The following is an 18,016-nucleotide window of genomic DNA, read 5'->3' as shown; positions in this document are numbered from 1 at the left end:
GTCCCGGGCGGGTGGGCCACGCGGGCGCCGATGGCGTAGCGGGTCCCGGCCGGCCAGGTGACGTCGATGTGGGAGCCGGAGGGGACGATCCACCACCACAGCTCGTCGTCGGCGAAGACGCACCCCACCCGGGGCAGGGTCGCCATGATCCGCTCGCCGTGTTCCCGGGAGGTCCCCACCGCGTCGTAGCCCAGAGTGGTGGAGAGCCCCACGGGCAGGGCCAGTCGTGCGGGCCGGGGATCACGCGGACGGGGTACGGAGGGGGTGTGCGGCCACAGGTCAGGGGAGTGCTGGAGTTCCATGCGGCAGGTGCCCTTCGGCCGAGCGGGGGACGGGCCGGGTGACGTGGGAGGACGTGACCGCCGGTCGGCGGGCCGCCGGGAGGGTCACGGCCGCCGTCAGCGGCGGCGCGCTGCCGTCGGGCGGTACTGTCACGCCCTTCGTCACCGGACGCGCCGTGCTCGACGGCGCCTCGGACCCGCGTATCGGCGACGCGGCCTCCCACACCGGGGACCGGGTCTCCCGCACGGGCGAGCCGACGGCTGCCGGGGCCGGCTCGGCCGGCCGCCAGGCCAGTTCGGCCCAGACGACGCTTCCCGAACCGCGGGCGCTCGCGCCGGCCCCCCAGTCGCTGGAGAGCGCGCAGACCAGCATGAGGCCACGCCCGTTCTGGTCGTCGCTGTCCGGCTGCCGTTGCTCCGGGAGCGTCGCGTCGCGGTTCTGGTCCTCGACCTCGACGCGCAGCCGCCCGCCGCCGAGGTTCAGACGGCACACGACACGGTCGCTCCTCGTGTGCGTGAACGCGTTGGTGACGAGTTCGGAGATCACCAGGACGGCGTCGTCGCACAGTTCGGGCGCCGCGCCCCACGCGTCCAGCACCTCCCGCACGATCTCCCGGGCCTGCCGCACCGAGGCGGGTGTCGCGGGCAGGCCGAACACCTCGGATCTGCGGGGGTGTTCAGGCAGGCGGGAGTACGCGGGCTCGGGCGACCGGCCACGCGCCCGGTCGTCGTCCCATGACTGGTCGCCGTCCCACGACGGGGGTTCGCCAGGCAATCGGTCCAAAGGCTGGGGGAGGGAGGGCGGAGCCATCGCCGTTCGCCTTTCGTCTGACTGCACACCTGAGCCGGTGCCGGTGCCGCACCACGGGACGGTGTCCGTTCCGCACCGTCCCGTACCGGTCGGGCTTCACCACGAGATCCACCGTGACGTGCGGAAACTCGCTGCCGAAAGCCCCGTGTCGCAGCCCCATCTCCCCCAACGGAACTACCAGGTCTCCTCGTTCACCGGTCGTGGACGATGTGACCACTGTGGCACCTGCCAACATCGGCTCGCAACCGCCAAGTTGAAATTTGCATTTTGTAGGGTGCATGCTTCCCCTCGTCCATTGGTGATCGTGACAGAGTGCGACATCGCTGCCCGGCGTGTACGCGTGAGGGGTGACGGCGTGACCGCGGAAACCGACTGGGGCGGTGCCCCCTCCGTGCTGCGGATGATCCTCGGCAGGCAACTGGAGGAGCTGCGTACCCGTGCCGGTCTGACGTTCGAGCAGGCGGGCGAGGCGATCGGCGTCAGCCACTCCACGATCCGCCGGCTGGAGGCCGCCAAGGTCGCCCGGCTGCGGCTCCCGGACGTCGAGAAGCTGCTCCAGGTGTACGGCATCCGGGACCAGCAGGAGATCGACACCTTCCTGAAGTCGGTCCGTGAGGCCAACAAACGCGGCTGGTGGCACACGTACCGTGATGTCCTGCCGGACTGGTTCGCGGCGTATCTGAACCTGGAGCAGGCGGCCCTCCACATCCGCGCGTACGAGGCCGAGTTCGTGCACGGGCTGCTGCAGACCGAGGCGTACGCGCGCGCCCTGCTGAGCGCCGGCAACCCGCACGCTTCCTCCGAGGCCACCGACCGCCGGGTGGCGCTGCGCATGCGACGCCAGGAACTGCTCACCCGACCGATGCCGCCACGCGTGTGGATCGTCATGGACGAAACGGTCCTGCGCTGGCCGGTCGGGGGCTCCCGGGTGATGCGGGAGCAGGTGGACCACCTGATCGAGCTCAACCGGCTGCCGCAGGTGACCCTGCAGATCATGCCGTTCAGCAACGGCCCGCATCCCGCCATGCGGGCCGGCGCGTTCCATCTCTTCCGGTTCAGGGCGCCCGAACTGCCCGACATCGTGTACCTCAACGGGCTGGTCGGCGCCGTGTACCTCGACAAGCCGGACGATGTCGTGGTCTACCGCGAGGCCCTGGACCGGTTGGGCGCCCAGTCGGCGCCCGCCGGAAAGACCGAGGCCGTCCTCGGTGCCCTACGCAAGGAGCTCTGAATGCACCACCACACCCACCACTGCACACCCGACCCCGTACGCAACGGAATGCCGTCCCGTGACCTCGGCACGCAGGGCTGGTCCAAGCCCTGGAGCGACGACGTCGGCGGCGCCTGCGTGGAGGCGAAGAAGCTCACCGACGGCCGCGTCGCCCTCCGCCAGTCCACCGACCCCGACGGCCCCGCCCTGGTCTTCACCCCGCACGAGATGTACAGCTTCCTGACCGGCGTGAAGGCGGGTGACGCCGACTTCCTCCTCTGATCCCTCTTTTTTGTTAACCCCTTTGTTTTTACTGAGTGTTCAACTCTGAACCACGACTTCGAAAAGGAGGGACCGCGTTGTCCGACAACGGATGGCCGGCCGACAGGATCGACACCGAGAACGCCCACTCGGCGCGTATCTACGACTACATCCTCGGCGGCAAGGACTTCTACCCCGCCGACCAGGAGGCGGGTGACGCCATGGCGCAGGAGTGGCCGGCCCTGCCGGTCCACATGCGCGCCAACCGCGACTGGATGAACCGCGCCGTGCGCTGGCTCGCCGAGGAGGCGGGCATGCGCCAGTTCCTCGACATCGGCACGGGCATCCCCACCTCGCCCAACCTCCACGAGATCGTCCAGTCGGTGGCGCCCGAGTCCCGGGTCGTCTACGTGGACAACGACCCGATCGTCCTCACCCTGTCCCAGGGCCTGCTCTCCAGCACGCCCGAGGGGAAGACGGCGTACATCGAGGCCGACTTCCAGGACCCGGAGGCCGTCCTCAACTCCCCCGAGTTCCGGGAGACCCTCGACCTGGGCAAGCCGGTCGCGCTGACCGTGATAGCGATCGTCCACTTCGTCCTGGACGAGGACGACGCGGTCGGCATCGTGCGCCGTCTGCTGGAGCCCCTCCCCTCCGGCAGCTACCTCGCGATGACGATCGGCACCGCCGAGTTCGCGCCGGAGGAGGTGGGCCGCGTCGCCCGCGAGTACGCCGCCCGCAACATGCCCATGCGGCTGCGCACGATCGACGAGGCCCACGAGTTCTTCGAGGGCCTCGAACTGGCCGAGCCGGGCATCGTCCAGGTCCACAAGTGGCACCCGGACGGCACGGGCGAGCAGGACATCCGGGACGAGGACATCGCGATGTACGGAGCGGTGGCCCGCAAGCCGTAACGCGCGGCACATCCATCCGGCCCCGGTGCGCTTGTCGCGCCGGGGCCGAGCCGTTCACGTCGAGCCCGGTGCCGTGTGTTGCGTGGCGCGGGCGGCCCCGGAGTCCGGGACCGCCCGTGCCGCCGCCGTGAGTCGGCGCGAACCGTATGTCAGTCCAGGCCGGCCGACTTCAGCCAGGCCTTGGCGACGTCCAGCGGGTCCTTGTTCTCCAGCTGCACCTGGGAGTCCAGGTCGAGCAGCGTCTTGGTGTTCAGCTTCGCCGAGACGGCGTTGAGCGCGTCCACGCCCTCCTGGGGGAGGCCGGACTTGTGGACCAGGGGGGTCACGTTGGCGAACCCGAAGAGGTTCTTGGGGTCCTGTAGGACCACGAACTTCTCCTTGATGATGGTCGGGTCCGTGGTGAAGAGGTCCGCGGCCTGCACGGTGTTCTTCTTCAGCGCCGCCTGGGTCAGCGGACCGCCCGCGTCGAGCGCCTTGAAGGACTTGAACTCCAGGCCGTACTCCGCCTTCAGCCCCACCAGGCCCTGGTGACGGGTCTGGAACTCGGGCGAGCCGCCGATGACCAGGTCGGGGGCGGCGTCCTTGAGGTCCGCGAGGGTGGACTCGGGGTTGAGGCCGTACTTCTTCGCGGTCTCGGCGTTGACCGTGACGGAGTCCTTGTCCTCGGCGGGCGACGACTCCAGCAGCGTCAGCTTCGAGTCGAGCTTGGCCTGGACGGCGGCGTTCACGGCCTCGGCCGACTTCTGCTCGGCCTTCTTGTCCAGGTACGCCAGCAGCGAGCCGTTGTACTCGGGCAGGACCGTGACGGAGCCGTTCTTCAGCAGACCGTAGGTGGTCTCGCGGCTGCCGATGTTCGGCTTGTACGTGACCTTGATGCCCTTGGCCTTCAGGGCCTCGCCGTAGATGTCGGCGAGCAGGATGCTCTCGGTGAAGTTGTTGGAGCCGACGACGATGGTGTCGCCGGACGCCTTGCCGTCGAGTGGGTTGTCCGCCTGGTCGTCGGAGGAGCCGCACCCTGCCAGCAGGGCCGTGGTGGCGGCGAGCGCGACGGCGGCGGCACCGGGGTGCCTGCGGATGGACCTGCGGCTGGGAGCGGTAGAAGTCACGATTCCGTTCCGGACTGGGAGGGTGAGGGACTCTTGCGGGATGTCTTGTCCTGATCCAATCCACCCGGATCCAGATGCGTCAAGAGCAGCCAGATCACCGATTCGCTTCGACTATTACCCAATTGTGATCGATGGTGGATCTGTTGAGACGCTAGTCTCACCTGGTCCGACATCGGGGCAAGTTGAGTGGACGAGGACGTCGGATTCGCCTTGCACCCCCTCTGGGATGTCCGTTCCCTTTCTGGCTGTATGCTCCCGTCCGCTTCGACGAACGGCCAGATCCGGTCAAGAAACGGTAAACATAAGGCTTTCGTGCGCCATGTAACGCCCACTAAGGAGGCCTGGTGTCCACGAACGAGGCGGGCACACCCTCGCCCGAGCTCCCGGCACCGCGGAACCGCACACGCGGTGTCCTCGGCATCCGCGGTTTCGCCGACCGGTGGCCGTTCCGGCGCAAGCTCAACATCCTCGTCGGCGTACCGCTCGCCGTGGTCGCCGTACTGCTCGCGTACCTCATCACCGACCAGGTGGGGCAGGCCCGCGACGCGGACGCCGCGGCCCGGCTCGTCCGCGACAGCGTGCAAGTGGCGGTGCTCGTCGACCGCGTGGAGGTCGAGCACCAGCAGGCCATCCTGCTCTCGGTGCGCCACGAGGCCGACCAGAGCGACACCGGGCCCTCGCCGGCCTCCTACCGCAAGGCCCAGGCAGACCTGGACGCCCAGGTGCAGAAGGTGCGCGACACCTTCGGCGACCGGCTCCCGGACACGGAGGCACAGGCCCTGAGGGAGATCGACGGGCTGGACGACCTGCGCCGCACCATCGAGTCGGGCTACACCCCGGCCGACAACATCGACCCGGCGTACATCAGCGCCACCAAGAGCGTCATCGACGGTCTCGGCCTCGAGCACAACGCCGCCCTCGCGGCCTCCTTCACCGGCAACCTGCTCGACTCCCTGCTGCACGCCGACGCCTCCCACAGCGCCTTCGAGACCAGCGTCTTCTCCGCCCGGACCGGCGACAGCAACGCGCTGATCGAGTTCATCAACGCGGTCAGCTTCGACGAGCAGTACGCCTTCCAGGCCGACCGCTTCAGGCGGTTCGCCACCGAGGCCCAGAGCGACGAGCTGAGCGGGATCAGGTACAACCCCTCGCAGGCCACCATCCTCCAGCACTACGCGGAGCTGCAGATCGACCCCGGCGGGCTGCAGGCCGAGTCCCCCGCCGAGATCCGCCGGGCGTTCGACGAGGCGCTGGACTCGTACCCCGTCTACCGCGAACAGGCCGAGAGCCGGCTGAGGATCACCACCTCGCTCATCGGCCAGATCGCCGACGGCGCCGACCACGTCTCCGAGGCCTCGTACGAACGGGCCGTCGGACTGCTGGGGCTCGCGCTGCTCGGCTTCGTCGGCTGGCTCGCCTTCTCGGTGGCGGTCCGCCGCTCGGTGGTCATGCCGGTGCAGGCCCTGACCGGGGCCGCCCGCGAGGTGGCCGACGTCGCCGGACGCGAACTGGCCCGCGTGGCCGACGACGACGACGAGGACGCGGGACCGCCGCGGCTGCGCGAGATGCCGGTCACGGCGCGCGACGAGATCGGCGAACTCGCCGGGGCGTTCAACCGCGTACAGACCACCGCGGCGGCGCTGCTGGAGCGACAGGTGCTCAGCCGGCGCAACGTGGCCGAGATGTTCGGCAACGTGGGACGCCGCGTCAGCAACCTGACGACGCGCCAGCTCTCGCTGATCGACGCGGTCGAACGCGGCGAGACCGACCCGGCCCTGCTCGAACGCCTCTACTCCATCGACCACATCGCCGTCCGGCTGCGCCGCAACGCGGACAGCCTGATGCTCCTCGCCGGCATCCGCGAGACCGTCCTCGACTCCGGGCCCGCCTCCCTCACCGATGTCGTCCGCGCCGCGCTCGGCCAGATCGAGGGCTTCCAGCGGGTACGGCTCACCGCCCGGACCCAGGTCATGGTCGAGCCGGACATCATCGGCGACCTGACCCTGATGGTGGCCGAACTCCTGGAGAACGCCGTCTCCTTCTCGCCCGCCGACAGCCACGTCGAGGTGGCCGTCAGCAGCACCGCCCAGGGTGGGCTGATCGAGGTCGCCGACCACGGCCTCGGTATGAGCCCCGAGCGCCTCGCCGAGGAGAACGCCCGGCTGGTCCGTCGTGAGCGCCTCGACCTGGCGCCGACGAAGGTCCTCGGCCTGTTCGTGGTGGGTACGCTCGCGCGCCGCTGGGGCATCGAGGTCACCCTGGCCCGCACGGTGGGCGGCGGCCTGACCGCTCTGGTGACCGTCCCGACGTCACTGCTGCTGACGATGAGCCCGGTGGGAGTGGAGGCCACGGGTGCCTCCGGCGGTTCGGGGACGGCCGACGAGGGTGTCGGTGGCAGTTCGGTGACGGCCGGTGCGGGGGCCTCCGGGACCTCGGTAACAGTCGGTACGGGCGCCGCCGCGAGATCGGTAACGGCCAGTACGGGGGCCTCCGGGAGCTCAGTAACGGCCGGTGCGGGCGCTGCCGAGACATCAGCAACCGTCGGTACGGGCGCCACCGGGACCTCGGTTACGGCAGGTGCGAGCGCTGCCGGGACATCGGTGACGGTCGCGGCGATGAGTGCCGGTGCGGACGGCGCAGGAGCCGCCGCCCAGGGCTCCCCCGAACCCCCCGCACCCTCCGGGCCGCTGCCCTCCACCGTCGTTCCGGCCGATGCCGCCGACGCCGGTCGCCCCGCCGCGCTCCCCCACCGGGTCCCCCGCCGCGCCACGGAGCCCGCCGACGGACAGCCGCCCCGGGCCGGACAGGAGCCGTCCGCAGGCCTCCCGTTCGTCCCCGGGCCCCGGAGCGGCGACGCCGCCTCCGCTCCCCGGGATGCGGCGAAGGAGGCTCCCAGTGGCTCAGCCCGGCCCCTGCGCCGCCGTGTCCGGGGCGCCACCCTCCGTACGGCGGACACCTCGGGGCACACGGCGCGTCAGGCGGCACGCCCGGCCGACGCCGAAGCCGTCCGGTCAGAGATCGAGGAGTTCGAGGCCGCCGTCGAGCGTGCGCACCGCGACTCGGCGGCAGCCACCGACGCGGACACGGGCCCCGCAGGCACCACCGCACAGGACCAGCCCAGCCGGGATCGCCGGCACCACCAGCACGACCTCCCGGAAGGAGCGGAGCAGTGAGTACGTCGACAGGTGACACTCAAGTAGGAGGGGCCGAGCCGGCCGACCTCCAGGCCGCCGCGGCTGACTTCACCTGGCTCCTGAACCGGTTCGCCACCGAGACCGCCGGCGTGGTCGACGCCATCGCCGTGTCCTCCGACGGGCTGCTCATCGCCGTGTCGCAGAAGCGCGAGCACGCCGACTCCGAGCGCCTGGCCGCGATCGTGTCCGGCATCACCAGCCTGGCCGCCGGTGCCTCCGGCAACTACGGCCTGGGCGGCCTGAACAAGGTCATCATCGATCTGGAGGGCGGCCATGTGCTGGTCTCCGCTATCGGCAGCGGTGCCGTGCTCGGTGTGGTCACCGACAAGGAGGCCAAACTGGGCAACATCGCCTACGAGATGACGCTGTTCGCCAACCGTGCCGGTGCCGCGCTCAGCCCCCAACTCGTCCTCGAACTCAAGAACAACGTCGGAGGCGCGGCGACGCGCTGACCGTTCGCCGCCCGGTCGCGGGAGTCGTGGGAATCGCAGCAGCAGGAGTCGCAGGAGGAGGGAGACACCCATGGCGGACGGCCAGGACCCGGCCGGCGCGGACGGCTTCACGGGCCCGGACGGTGCTCCCGTCGGCGCGGCCTCCGCCGTACGGCCGTTCCTGCTCACCCAGGGTCGCGTGGCGGGGTACGCCTCCGGCAGCGCGATCCCCCTCGAGACCCAGGTCGTCGCCACCACCGCGGGGATCGACGCACTCGACCGGCTCACCCTGGAGCGGCACGACATCATCGCCGCCTGCCGGTTGCCGCAGTCGGTCGCGGAGATCGCGGCCAAGCTCCGGCTGCACCTGAACGTCGTCCGCGTCCTGGCCGAGGACCTGCGCGCCGAGGGGCAGTTGACGGTGCACGTGCCGCGCCCCGGCGCCGCCCGCGACGCCTCCGTTCTGCGAAAGATCATCGATGGTCTCCGCGCCATCCCCGACTCCCGAGGGGTACTCCGTGACTCCGACTGAACCGGCCACCCGCCCCGCCGCGGTGCCGGCGGCCGCCGTACGACCACCGCTGCCGGTCAAACTGGTGGTGGCGGGCGGCTTCGGCGTGGGCAAGACCACCACCGTCGGCTCGATCTCCGAGATCGAGCCGCTGACCACCGAGGCGGCCATCACCGAGGTCGCCGCGGGCGTGGACGACCTGACCCACACCCCCCGCAAGTCCACGACCACGGTCGCCATGGACTTCGGCTGCCTCACCATCGACCCGACGCTGAAGCTGTATCTGTTCGGTACGCCGGGACAGGACCGGTTCGGCTTCATGTGGGACGACCTCGTCGAGGGCGCGGTCGGCGCGCTCGTCATCGTCGACACCCGGCGCCTGGACGACTGCTACGCGGCCGTGGACTACTTCGAGCACAAGGAGATCCCGTTCGCGGTGGCGGCGAATGCCTTCGACGGCACGGTGGAGCACACCCTGGACGAGGTCCGCTGGGCGCTCGACGTCGCCGAAGAGGTCCCGGTCGTGGTGTTCGACGCGCGCGAGCGCGGCTCGGTGCGCGACGCGCTGCTCGTCGTCCTCGAACTCGCGCTGGCTCGCACGGAGGCGTGACCACGCGCGCGGGCCCGGACGGACCAGTGGATCCGTCCGGGCCCGCGCACACGACGGTTCGGGCCGCCGGCCGTCAGGCGCTCCTGCGCACTCCCCGCGACACCGCCACCCGCGACACCGCCCAGAACACCGCGAGCGTCGCCAGCGCCAGCAGGGCCGTCAGCATGGCGCCGCCGACCACCTTCTCGTAGTCGCGCTGGTAGAGGCCGTCCACGATGTACCGGCCGAGCCCGCCGAAGCTGACGTACGCGGCGATGGTGGCCGTGGAGACGATCTGGATGGCGGCCGAACGCAAGCCCCCCAGGATCAGCGGCAGCGCCTCGGGCAGCTCGACCTGGAACAGCACCCTGCTCTCCGGCATGCCCATGCCCCGGGCCGCGTCGACGGGTGAGGGGTCGACCGAGCGCACGGCCTCGTACGTGGTCACGAGGATGGGCGGCACGGCGAGCACGACGAGCGGGATCATCACGGGCAGCATGCCGAGCCCGATCAGCACGAACAGCAGCACCAGCAGACCGAAGCTGGGCAGGGCGCGGGCGGCCGTGGCGATGAACGCGAGCGTGTTGCCGCCGCGGCCGGTGTGCCCGGTGACCAGCCCGACGGGGAGCCCGATCGCGGCGGCGATCACGAGGGCGAGCAGCGAGTACTGGATGTGCTCCCACAACCGGGTCGGGATGCCGTCGTAACCGTGCCAGTGGGCGCTGTCGCTGAAGAAGGCGTTGACGAAGTTCAGGACGTTCACCGGGCCTGGTCCTTAAGCGCGAGGGCGGCGGGGTCGGGCTGCTCGGCCTTCGGTTTCGTGGGCGTGCGGCGCGGCATCCACGGCGTCAGCAGGACGCGTACGAGCACCAGCAGGGCGTCCACCAGGATGGCCAGGACCGCGGTGGTGACCACGGAGGTCACCGCGAGCTCGGGTCGGTGGTACAGCATCGAGGCCCCGAGCAGGTTGCCGAGGGCCCCCTGGTTGCCGATGAGGCTGCCGACGCTGACGAGGGAGATGCTGGACACGGTCGCCACCCGCAGTCCCGCGATGATGGCGGGCACGGCGATCGGCAACTGCACCTGGACGTACCGGCGTACCGGCCCGAAACCCATGGCGGTGGCCGCGGCGAGCGTCTCCTGCGGCACCGAGCGGACCGCGTCCACGACGGCGGGGACGAGCACCACCAGGCTGTACAGGGTCAGCGGGATCATCACGGTGAGCTCGCTCAGACCGGTGTAGTCGATGAGGACGACGAAGAAGGCCAGCGACGGGATCGCGTAGATCACGGTCGTCACCCACAGCACGGGCGGGTACAGCCAGCGCAGCCTGACGCACAGCTGGGCGAGCGGCAGGGCGAGGACCAGTCCGGCCAGGACCGGCAGCAGGGCCTCCCGCAGATGCAGCCCGATCAGCCCGAAGTAGCTGTTCTGGAGGTCGCTCGGGATGTCGAAGAACCCGCTCATCCCGCGACGTCCGCCTTCCGGCCCTCGGTGTCCGTCTTCCGGCCCGCGACGTCCGCCTTCCGGCCGGCGGCGTGGGCTCCGCGGATGGCCTCGCCGATCGTCTCCTGGGAGACGACACCGACGACCCGTCCGGTGCCGTCCACGGCGACGGCCCAGCCGGTCGGCGACAGCACGGCACAGTCCAGCGCCACCCGCAGGGAGTCCTGGCCGGCGACGAACGGCCGCCCGTACGGCAGGAGTTCCTCCGCTGCCGCACCCGGCAGGCTGCCCGGCTCGCTCCAGCCGAGCGGCTTGCCGCCGCCGTCGGTGACGAGGAGGTACGGCGCCCCGGACGCCTCACGGGCGGCGGTCTGCTCGGCGGTGGCGCCGACCGCGACGACGGGCCCGGTGAGCAGTTCCAGGCCCTCGGAGGGGAAGAACGACAGCCGCCGGATGCCCCGGTCGGCGCCGAGGAAGTCCTCGACGAACGCGTCCGCCGGAGCGCTCAGCAGCTCGGCGGGCTCGGCGAACTGCGCGAGCCGGCCGCCGGCGCGCATCACCGCGACCTTGGTGCCCAGCCGGATCGCCTCGTCGATGTCATGGGTGACGAAGATGATGGTCTTGCCCAGCTCGCCCTGGATCCGCAGGAGTTCCTCCTGAAGTCCCTTGCGGACCACGGGGTCGACCGCCGAGAACGGCTCGTCCATCAGCAGCACCGGCGGATCCGCGGCCAGCGCGCGGGCCACACCCACGCGCTGCTGCTGACCGCCCGACAGCTGGTACGGGTACCGCTTGGCGAGCGAGGCGTCGAGCCCCACCCGCTCCATCAGCTCCTCCGCCCGGGCCCTCGCCTTCTGCTTGCTCCAGCCCAGCAGCCGGGGCACGGTCGCGATGTTGTCGGCGATCGTGCGGTGCTGGAAGAGGCCGGCGTTCTGGATGACGTACCCCATGGACCGGCGCAGGGTGTTGACCGGCTGCTTCTGGACGTCCACACCGTCGACGAGGATCGTGCCCTCGCTCGGCTCGACCATCCGGTTGATCATCCGCAGGGTCGTCGTCTTCCCGCAGCCCGAGGGTCCGACGAGGACGGTGATCGTGCGGTCCGGTATCTCCAGCGACAGTCCGTCGACCGCCACCGTGCCGTCCGGATACCGCTTGGTGACTGAATCCATCCGTATCAAAACGCCGGACACCCTTCGGATTTGGGGAGGCGACTGCTGCGGGTGGGGCTCGGTCGAACAGCCGTTTGCGGGACGAGTCTAAACGGCCGATGTTTACGCGCCTTTGACGGGCGTGTGGCGCGATGCGCACAGGTGGGCACGGCGCTAGGGCCTGTCGTCAAACTCCCGTCGTCCGCCCGGAGGGCGGGCCCCGCGGCGGCGATGGGGGCCCCGCGCGAGCGAAGCCGAGCGTGGGGGAGCGTGCGATCGCAAGGCGCCGGAGCGCCCTGATAGCGGAGCTATTCGGGCGTTTCGGCAACGCCGTGTGGGGGTGCTCCCACACCCTTGAGGCAGTGAGGGAGTGCGTGCCAGACGCCGCGGGGCTGGGGGCACCTCCCACGCCTTTAAGGCAGTAGGGGAGGGAGTTTGACGACAGGGCCCAGCGGCCCACCGGTACCACCCGGACGCTTCCGGCACCGGCCCGCCGGCGGCGCACGCGTCGCCCGCCCGCCGACAGGGCTTCGGGTCCCGGACACCACGGCGTCACACCTGCCGGGAACGTTTTCGTCGTCCCCTCTTGTCCCGCCCTGGTTCCGTCCGCCCCGCCCCGCGCGGGCGTGACGCGGAAGGACGACGTGTTCCGTGTCCCTGCTCCCGCTCGGTGATCTCCACGGTGCCTTCCCCGCCGTCGTCCGCTCCCCCTCCGCCGGACGCCTCGTCCGCTGGGTGCTGAGCCTGCTTCCGATCGTGCTGATCGGAGCGTGGGCGGTGGCCGACTGGCGGGCCGTGCGCGACGGTGCCGCCCGGCTGGCATCCGCCGACCCCTGGTGGCTGCTGGCCGCGGCGTTCTTCACCTGCCTGGGCTGGTTGACCGCCGCCTGCGTCCGGCAGGGCGCCCTACTGGACAGGCTTCCGCCGGGGCTGCTGATCGCGTCGCAGTTCGCCGCCGGTGCCGCGAACCACGTGCTGCCGGCGAGCATCGGCGCGCATGCCGTCACGCTGCGCTTCCTGCGGGGCCAGGGCGTACCCCTCGCCCGGGCGACGGCCTCTCTCGCCCTCTACTCGCTGGTCAAACCGGTCGCCAGGACGCTGGTTCTGCTCGTCTTCCTTCTGGCCTTTCCGGATGTGCTGGACCTCGGCCGCCTGGTCCCGGACGAGCGGACGTCGCTCGTGGTCGCCGGGAGCGTGGCGGGCGCTCTGGCCGTGGCCGCGCTGCTGTTGACCGTCGTACGTCCCGTGCGCCGACCGGTCCTCGCCCTCGTGCGGACCGCCCTCACCGACGCACGGCTGCTGCACACCCGGCCCAGTCGTGTCCTCGCCCTGTGGGGCGGGGCGGCCGCCACCCCGCTGCTCCAGGCGAGCGTGATCGCCTCGGTCGGGGCCTCGTTCGGCCTGTCGCTGTCGTGGGCGCAGGTGACCCTCGCGTTCCTCGTCGCCAGTACGGCGGTGGGGGCCGTACCCGCACCGGGCGGCATCGGCCCCGTGGACGCGGCGCTGGTGTTCACCCTGGTGGCGTTCGGTGCGCCGATGGGCCTGGCCACGGCGACCGTCATCGGCTATCGCGTCCTGACGGTCTGGGTGCCCCTGCTGCCTGGCACGCTCGTGCTCTCGGTCCTCGTCCAGCGCAAGGTGCTGTGAGCCGACCCCTGCGTCAGCCCTCGTCCGCCGCGTACCGGAATCCGTCTTCGAGGGCGGCGGAGATGGCCGTGGACGCGGTGGTCAGGGCCGCGACGACCTCCTTCAGCCGGCGCGGCGAGTGGCGCACGCTCGGCATGGAGACCGCCACTGCGGCGACGGTGTCACCGCGGGGGCCTCTCACCCCGCGCCCGACGGCGACGACGCCGCGCTCGGAGCGCTCCAGGTTGAGCGCCACACCGCTCCGCCTGACCGCACGCAACTCGGCCCGCAGCTTCGCCGGATCGGGGCGCTCCTCGGCCCTGCCGTGGGGGGCGGGCGCGTAGAGCGCGGACAGTTCGTCGTCGCCGAGGGCCGCGAGCATGACCAGGCCACCGGTCACCTGGTGCGCGGGGAAGACCATGCCCTCCCGCTTGCCGACCCGGAGCGCCTGGGAGCACTCGACGGAGGCGATGAACCGCACGGTCCGGCCGGTGCGGACGCTGAGGTTCGCCGTCTCGTCGAGCACGTCGACGAGCGCCCGCATCGGGCCGAGGGCGGCGGCCCGGAGTTCCGCGACGTCCGACCGTGTCTGGGCGGCGAGTTCCAGCACGGGGCCGACGCGGTAGCTGCGGTCCGCGTTCTGCACCGCGAAGTCCCGGTACACGAGCGTGGAGAGCAGACGGTGGGCGGTGGAGCGGGCCACGCCGAGGCGCTCGGCGGCCTCCGAGACCGTGAGGGGGCCCTCGACCTGGAGGATCACCGCCAGCCGCAGCGCGTGGTCCACGCTCGTGACGCCGTACGCCGGCGGGTTCTTCATGGGCCTGGCCAAGGCGCGGACCTCCCGGACTGTTCTGCTGTGCAGAATCTACTGTTCCCGGGCGGGCCGCGCGACGCACGGTTCCCGTATGAGCGACCAAGACCGGACCCCGGGCCGGAACGCCGTCTCCCCCGTCACGCTGACCGCCGAGGACGCACCCGGTCAGCCGCCGGTCACTCCGGGGCTGCTGGACCTCTACCGGGGCTTCGAGAAGGCTCTGCTGGTGCCGTTGTGGACCCGGATCGGCGGCCTGATGCCCGAGCACCCCAGGTCGAAGGCGCAGCCGCACCGGTGGGAGTGGCGGACGCTGCTCGACCTCGCCGGCCGGTCCGGGGAGCTCGTCCCGGTCGGCCGGGGCGGCGAGCGGCGCGCGATAGCGCTGGCCAACCCGGGGCTGGGCGGCAGGCCGTACGCCACGCCGACGCTGTGGGCCGCCATCCAGTACCTGATGCCCGGGGAGGACGCGCCCGAGCACCGGCACACCCAGAACGCCTTCCGGTTCGTCGTCGAGGGGGAGGGCGTGTGGACCGTCGTGGAGCGCGATCCGGTGCCCATGCGCCGCGGTGACTTCCTGCCGCAGGCGGGCATGCACTGGCACGCGCACCACAACGCGACCGACGCGCCCATGGCCTGGATCGACGGCCTCGACATCCCCTTCCAGTACGACATCGAGGCGCAGTTCTTCGACTTCGGCCGCGACGAGCTGTCCGGAGAGGAGCGCACGACGCCGGAGCGCTCCCGCTCGGAGCGGCTCTGGGGGCACCCGGGTCTGGTGCCGGTCTCGCACGTCGAGCGCGCCCGGCCCGGCCGGGGCACGCCGCTGCTGCGCTACCGCTGGGAGGACACCGACGCCGCCCTGACCGACCAGCTGGAGCTGGAGCGCGAGGGGCACCCCGGCACCGTCGAGCCCGGGCACGCGCTGGTGCGCTACGCCGACCCCGCCACCGCCGAGGACGTCCTGCCGACCATCCGCGCGCAGTTCCACCGCGTCCGCGCCGGCGCCGAGACCGCTCCCCGCCGCGAGACCGGGTCGTCGGTCTACCAGGTGTTCGACGGGAGCGGCCGGGTCACCGTGGGCGGCGTCTCCTGGTCGGTCCAGCGCGGCGATCTCTTCGTGGTCCCGTCCTGGGCGCCGCTGTCGATGCGGTCCGAGGCGTCCCCGTCCGACTCCGACTCCGGCGCGCTCGACCTGTTCCAGTTCAGCGACGCGCCCGTGCTCACCAAACTCAACCTGTTCCGCACCCATGTCGAGGAGAACGCGTGAAGCTCGCAACCATCCGTCTCGGTGACCGCACCACCGCGGTGCGCGTCGAGGAGGACCACCTGGTCGACCTCGGCCTGCCCGACGTGGGCGCCGTTCTCGCCTCACCCGGCGGGCTCGCGGACGCGGCGAGCGCCGACGGCCCGCGGCACTCCGCCGCCGACGCGGTGTTCGCCACGCTCGTCCCCCACCCGAGCAAGGTGGTCTGCGTCGGCCTGAACTACCAGAAGCACATCAAGGAGATGGGCCGGGACCTGCCCCAGTACCCCACCCTCTTCTGCAAGTTCGCCGACACCCTCATTGGTGCCCAGGACGCCATCCGGCGCCCCGCCGAGACCGACGCGTTCGACTGGGAGGCCGAACTGGCGGTCGTCATCGGCCGCCAGGTCCGGCGCGCCGACGAGGCGACGGCCGAGGCGGTCATCGCGGGCTTCACCGTGCTCAACGACATCACCTGCCGCGACTGGCAGTTCCGCACCCGCGAGTGGCTGCAGGGCAAGAACTGGGACTCCACCACGCCGGTGGGCCCCTGGCTCGTCACGGCCGACGAGGCGGGCGGCCCGCGACCCGCGCTCGACATCCGCTGCACGGTGAACGGTCAGGTGATGCAGCAGGACAACACCGGTGACCTGCTGTTCGATCCGGTCGACCTGGTCCGCTACGTCTCGACGATGGTGCGCCTGAACCCCGGCGACATCATCGCCACCGGCACCCCCGGCGGTGTCGGCCACGCCCGCAAGCCGCCCGTCTTCCTCCGGGACGGCGACGTCGTGGTCACCGAGATCGCGGGCCTGGGCAGGCTGGAGAACCGCGTCCTCGCCGAGGAGGCGTGATGCGCACGCTGAACACGACGCTCGCCTGGGTCGCCGAGGGAACCGCGCTGTGCCGTGCGGCCATCGAGGGCCTCGACGAGACCTCGCTCGGCGCGCCCTCGCTGCTGCCCGGCTGGACGCGCGGGCACGTCGTCGCCCATCTGGCCGGCAACGCCGAGGCCATCGGGAACCTCGTGCACTGGGCGCGTACCGGCGAGCCCACCCCGATGTACGGCTCGCCGCGGGAACGCGACGCGGCCATCGAGGCGGGCGCCCGGCTGCCCGCCGACCGGCTCGTCACGTGGTTCGACGAGTCCGCGGGGGCCCTGGACGATGCGATGGCCAGGCTGACCGAGGAGCAGTGGCAGGCGGAGGTGACCACCGCCCAGGGGCGGACCGTGCCCACCGGCGAGACCCCCTGGATGCGTGGCCGGGAGGTGCTGGTGCACGCCGTCGACCTGGGCACCGGCCTGGGCTTCGCCGACCTGCCCGAGGCGTTCCTCGCCGAACTCCGCGACGACGTCCTCGCCAAGCGAGGCCGGGCGAACGTGCCCGTCGTGCACGGCGACCCGGCGGAGGTCACGGCGTATCTCGCCGGCCGCCCCCACGCGGGCGTGACGACCGCCGACGGCTCCCTCGCCGGGCCCCTGCCACCGTGGCTGTGACCTCGGCGGCCAGTACTTCAACAGGCACTAGGCGGGCTCGGACCCCGTGATGTCGCGGGCGCAGCGGAAGCCGGTGTTGCCGCCCGAGCTGTCGGGGCTGTTGCTGGTGCGGGCGGCCACCCGGTAGCGGTTGCAGTAGGAGTCGTGGCACAGGTAGGAGCCGCCGCGCATCACCCGGCCGGGGCCGTGAGGCGGTCCTGTCGGGTTGTCGCGCGGTCCCGTGCGGTGGAACTCGGCGCTCCAGCGGTCGGCGACCCACTCCCAGACGTTGCCCGACACGTTGTGCAGGCCGAAGCCGTTGGGCGGGAAGGCATCCACCGGGGCGGTGCCCGCGTAGCCGTCCTCCGCGGTGTTCCGGGTCGGGAAGCGGCCCTGCCAGATGTTGCAGCGGTGCTCGCCGCCCGGAGTGAGCTCGTCGCCCCAGGGGTAGCGCTTCCGCTCCAGGCCGCCGCGGGCCGCGTACTCCCACTCGGCCTCGGTGGGGAGCCTCGACCCGTCCCAGCGGCAGAACTCCTGGGCGTCGTGCCAGGTGACGTGGACGACGGGGTGGTCCCAGCGCTCGGCGAGCCCGCTGCCGGGCCCCTCGGGCGCGGCCCAGTACGCGCCGCCGACCCCGCACCACCAGGGGGTGGACTCGGGGCGGGGCGAGACGCGGCGCAGTTCCCCGGGGAGGAAGCTGGCGAACACGTAGGACCAGCCGAAGCTCTCGGCCTCGGTCCGGTAGCCGGTGGCGTCGACGAAGGCGGCGAAGCGGGCGTTGGTGACGCAGTGCGCGTCGATCTCGACGGGGCCGACGGTCACCTTGCGCACCGGCCCCTCGCCGTCGCCGCGGTTGGCGTCGCGGTCGTCGCCGCCCATCAGGAAGGTGCCGCCCGGCAGCCTGACCGGGCGGCCGTCCGCCGGCGCCGCCGCCCGCGCGGGGTCGACGGG

The 18,016-nt window shown here is 71.7% G+C and carries 18 protein-coding genes and 1 pseudogene; 11 read left to right on the top strand and 8 right to left on the bottom strand.

The window, feature by feature from the left end; all coding sequences use genetic code 11:
• Both FPZ41_RS35110 and FPZ41_RS35105 read right to left on the bottom strand, forming a co-directional pair.
• A pseudogene (locus tag FPZ41_RS35110) lies at window positions 1-302 on the bottom strand (hypothetical protein); the annotation flags it as partial.
• On the bottom strand, window positions 280-1,056 hold the full coding sequence (locus tag FPZ41_RS35105) for an ATP-binding protein (RefSeq protein WP_228023177.1): 777 nt from the start codon (window positions 1,054-1,056) through the stop codon (window positions 280-282). The gene FPZ41_RS35105 and the pseudogene FPZ41_RS35110, both read right to left, overlap by 23 nt.
• A 391-nt stretch (window positions 1,057-1,447) precedes the next feature.
• Between FPZ41_RS35105 and FPZ41_RS35100 the strand changes: the two genes are divergently transcribed.
• The 3 genes from FPZ41_RS35100 to FPZ41_RS35090 all read left to right on the top strand — a co-directional run bounded on the left by FPZ41_RS35100 (window position 1,448) and on the right by FPZ41_RS35090 (window position 3,477).
• Window positions 1,448-2,323 (top strand): helix-turn-helix domain-containing protein, encoded by an 876-nt coding sequence (locus tag FPZ41_RS35100; protein WP_322621116.1) that lies wholly within the window; start codon window positions 1,448-1,450, stop codon window positions 2,321-2,323.
• Entirely contained in the window at window positions 2,324-2,584 is a 261-nt protein-coding gene (locus FPZ41_RS35095) for a DUF397 domain-containing protein (RefSeq protein ID WP_131561607.1), read from the top strand.
• Window positions 2,585-2,661: 77 nt separating this feature from the next.
• Entirely contained in the window at window positions 2,662-3,477 is an 816-nt protein-coding gene (locus FPZ41_RS35090; RefSeq protein ID WP_131561605.1) for an SAM-dependent methyltransferase, read from the top strand.
• A gap of 149 nt (window positions 3,478-3,626) precedes the next feature.
• On the opposite strand, the gene FPZ41_RS35085 is transcribed toward FPZ41_RS35090, so the two are convergent.
• A complete protein-coding gene (locus tag FPZ41_RS35085) occupies window positions 3,627-4,583 on the bottom strand; it encodes an ABC transporter substrate-binding protein (RefSeq protein ID WP_322621115.1) in 957 nt (318 codons plus the stop codon).
• Window positions 4,584-4,927: 344 nt separating this feature from the next.
• On the opposite strand from FPZ41_RS35085, the gene FPZ41_RS35080 reads away from it, so the two are divergent.
• The 4 genes from FPZ41_RS35080 to FPZ41_RS35065 all read left to right on the top strand — a co-directional run bounded on the left by FPZ41_RS35080 (window position 4,928) and on the right by FPZ41_RS35065 (window position 9,329).
• Entirely contained in the window at window positions 4,928-7,756 is a 2,829-nt protein-coding gene (locus tag FPZ41_RS35080) for an ATP-binding protein (RefSeq protein WP_322621114.1), read from the top strand.
• Window positions 7,753-8,229, top strand: coding sequence for a roadblock/LC7 domain-containing protein (locus FPZ41_RS35075; protein WP_322621113.1), 477 nt, complete (start codon window positions 7,753-7,755; stop codon window positions 8,227-8,229). The genes FPZ41_RS35080 and FPZ41_RS35075 overlap by 4 nt, the downstream gene beginning before the upstream one ends.
• A gap of 70 nt (window positions 8,230-8,299) precedes the next feature.
• Entirely contained in the window at window positions 8,300-8,740 is a 441-nt protein-coding gene (locus tag FPZ41_RS35070) for a DUF742 domain-containing protein (RefSeq protein WP_152867619.1), read from the top strand.
• A complete protein-coding gene (locus FPZ41_RS35065; RefSeq protein WP_322621112.1) occupies window positions 8,727-9,329 on the top strand; it encodes a GTP-binding protein in 603 nt (200 codons plus the stop codon). Before FPZ41_RS35070 ends, FPZ41_RS35065 begins: the two co-directional genes overlap by 14 nt.
• A 73-nt stretch (window positions 9,330-9,402) precedes the next feature.
• On the opposite strand, the gene FPZ41_RS35060 is transcribed toward FPZ41_RS35065, so the two are convergent.
• Genes FPZ41_RS35060 through FPZ41_RS35050 form a run of 3 tightly spaced genes read right to left on the bottom strand, consistent with a single transcriptional unit; the run spans window position 9,403 to window position 11,935 of the window.
• Window positions 9,403-10,071, bottom strand: coding sequence for an ABC transporter permease (locus tag FPZ41_RS35060; RefSeq protein ID WP_322621111.1), 669 nt, complete (start codon window positions 10,069-10,071; stop codon window positions 9,403-9,405).
• Entirely contained in the window at window positions 10,068-10,775 is a 708-nt protein-coding gene (locus FPZ41_RS35055; protein ID WP_152867618.1) for an ABC transporter permease, read from the bottom strand. Before FPZ41_RS35055 ends, FPZ41_RS35060 begins: the two co-directional genes overlap by 4 nt.
• The gene (locus tag FPZ41_RS35050) at window positions 10,772-11,935 is read right to left on the bottom strand and encodes an ABC transporter ATP-binding protein (RefSeq protein WP_194236315.1); all 1,164 of its coding nucleotides are present in this window, start codon (window positions 11,933-11,935) and stop codon (window positions 10,772-10,774) included. Before FPZ41_RS35050 ends, FPZ41_RS35055 begins: the two co-directional genes overlap by 4 nt.
• 621 nt (window positions 11,936-12,556) lie before the next feature.
• Here FPZ41_RS35050 and FPZ41_RS35045 point away from each other — a divergent pair.
• The gene (locus tag FPZ41_RS35045) at window positions 12,557-13,552 is read left to right on the top strand and encodes a lysylphosphatidylglycerol synthase transmembrane domain-containing protein (RefSeq protein ID WP_322621110.1); all 996 of its coding nucleotides are present in this window, start codon (window positions 12,557-12,559) and stop codon (window positions 13,550-13,552) included.
• Between the two features lie 13 nt (window positions 13,553-13,565).
• Here FPZ41_RS35045 and FPZ41_RS35040 read toward each other — a convergent pair whose 3' ends face one another.
• Complete coding sequence (locus FPZ41_RS35040) at window positions 13,566-14,360, bottom strand: IclR family transcriptional regulator (protein ID WP_228023176.1); 795 nt, start codon at window positions 14,358-14,360, stop codon at window positions 13,566-13,568.
• A 76-nt stretch (window positions 14,361-14,436) separates the two neighbouring features.
• On the opposite strand from FPZ41_RS35040, the gene FPZ41_RS35035 reads away from it, so the two are divergent.
• The 3 genes from FPZ41_RS35035 to FPZ41_RS35025 are packed head-to-tail and all read left to right on the top strand — an operon-like array spanning window position 14,437 to window position 17,086.
• Entirely contained in the window at window positions 14,437-15,612 is a 1,176-nt protein-coding gene (locus FPZ41_RS35035; RefSeq protein ID WP_152867616.1) for a cupin domain-containing protein, read from the top strand.
• The gene (locus FPZ41_RS35030) at window positions 15,609-16,442 is read left to right on the top strand and encodes a fumarylacetoacetate hydrolase family protein (RefSeq protein WP_322621109.1); all 834 of its coding nucleotides are present in this window, start codon (window positions 15,609-15,611) and stop codon (window positions 16,440-16,442) included. The genes FPZ41_RS35035 and FPZ41_RS35030 overlap by 4 nt, the downstream gene beginning before the upstream one ends.
• A complete protein-coding gene (locus FPZ41_RS35025; protein ID WP_152867615.1) occupies window positions 16,442-17,086 on the top strand; it encodes a maleylpyruvate isomerase family mycothiol-dependent enzyme in 645 nt (214 codons plus the stop codon). Before FPZ41_RS35030 ends, FPZ41_RS35025 begins: the two co-directional genes overlap by 1 nt.
• Window positions 17,087-17,113: 27 nt before the next feature.
• Here FPZ41_RS35025 and FPZ41_RS35020 read toward each other — a convergent pair.
• On the bottom strand, window positions 17,114-18,016 hold a 903-nt coding region (locus FPZ41_RS35020; RefSeq protein ID WP_152867614.1), incomplete at its 5' end, for a formylglycine-generating enzyme family protein.

This window comes from Streptomyces acidicola (assembly GCF_009377235.1).
Classification (GTDB): domain Bacteria; phylum Actinomycetota; class Actinomycetes; order Streptomycetales; family Streptomycetaceae; genus Streptomyces; species Streptomyces acidicola.
Note: the sequence above shows the minus strand (reverse complement) of the source record. Positions and strands in the feature narration are given on the sequence as shown.

What these genes read in the sequence shown, in the direction of transcription:
- FPZ41_RS35070 (WP_152867619.1), top strand. Translation starts at nt 8,300, where the DNA reads ATGGCGGACGGCCAGGACCCGGCCGGCGCGGACGGCTTCACGGGCCCG.
- FPZ41_RS35035 (WP_152867616.1), top strand. Translation starts at nt 14,437, where the DNA reads ATGAGCGACCAAGACCGGACCCCGGGCCGGAACGCCGTCTCCCCCGTC.
- FPZ41_RS35055 (WP_152867618.1), bottom strand. Translation starts at nt 10,775, where the DNA reads ATGAGCGGGTTCTTCGACATCCCGAGCGACCTCCAGAACAGCTACTTC.
- FPZ41_RS35095 (WP_131561607.1), top strand. Translation starts at nt 2,324, where the DNA reads ATGCACCACCACACCCACCACTGCACACCCGACCCCGTACGCAACGGA.
- FPZ41_RS35025 (WP_152867615.1), top strand. Translation starts at nt 16,442, where the DNA reads ATGCGCACGCTGAACACGACGCTCGCCTGGGTCGCCGAGGGAACCGCG.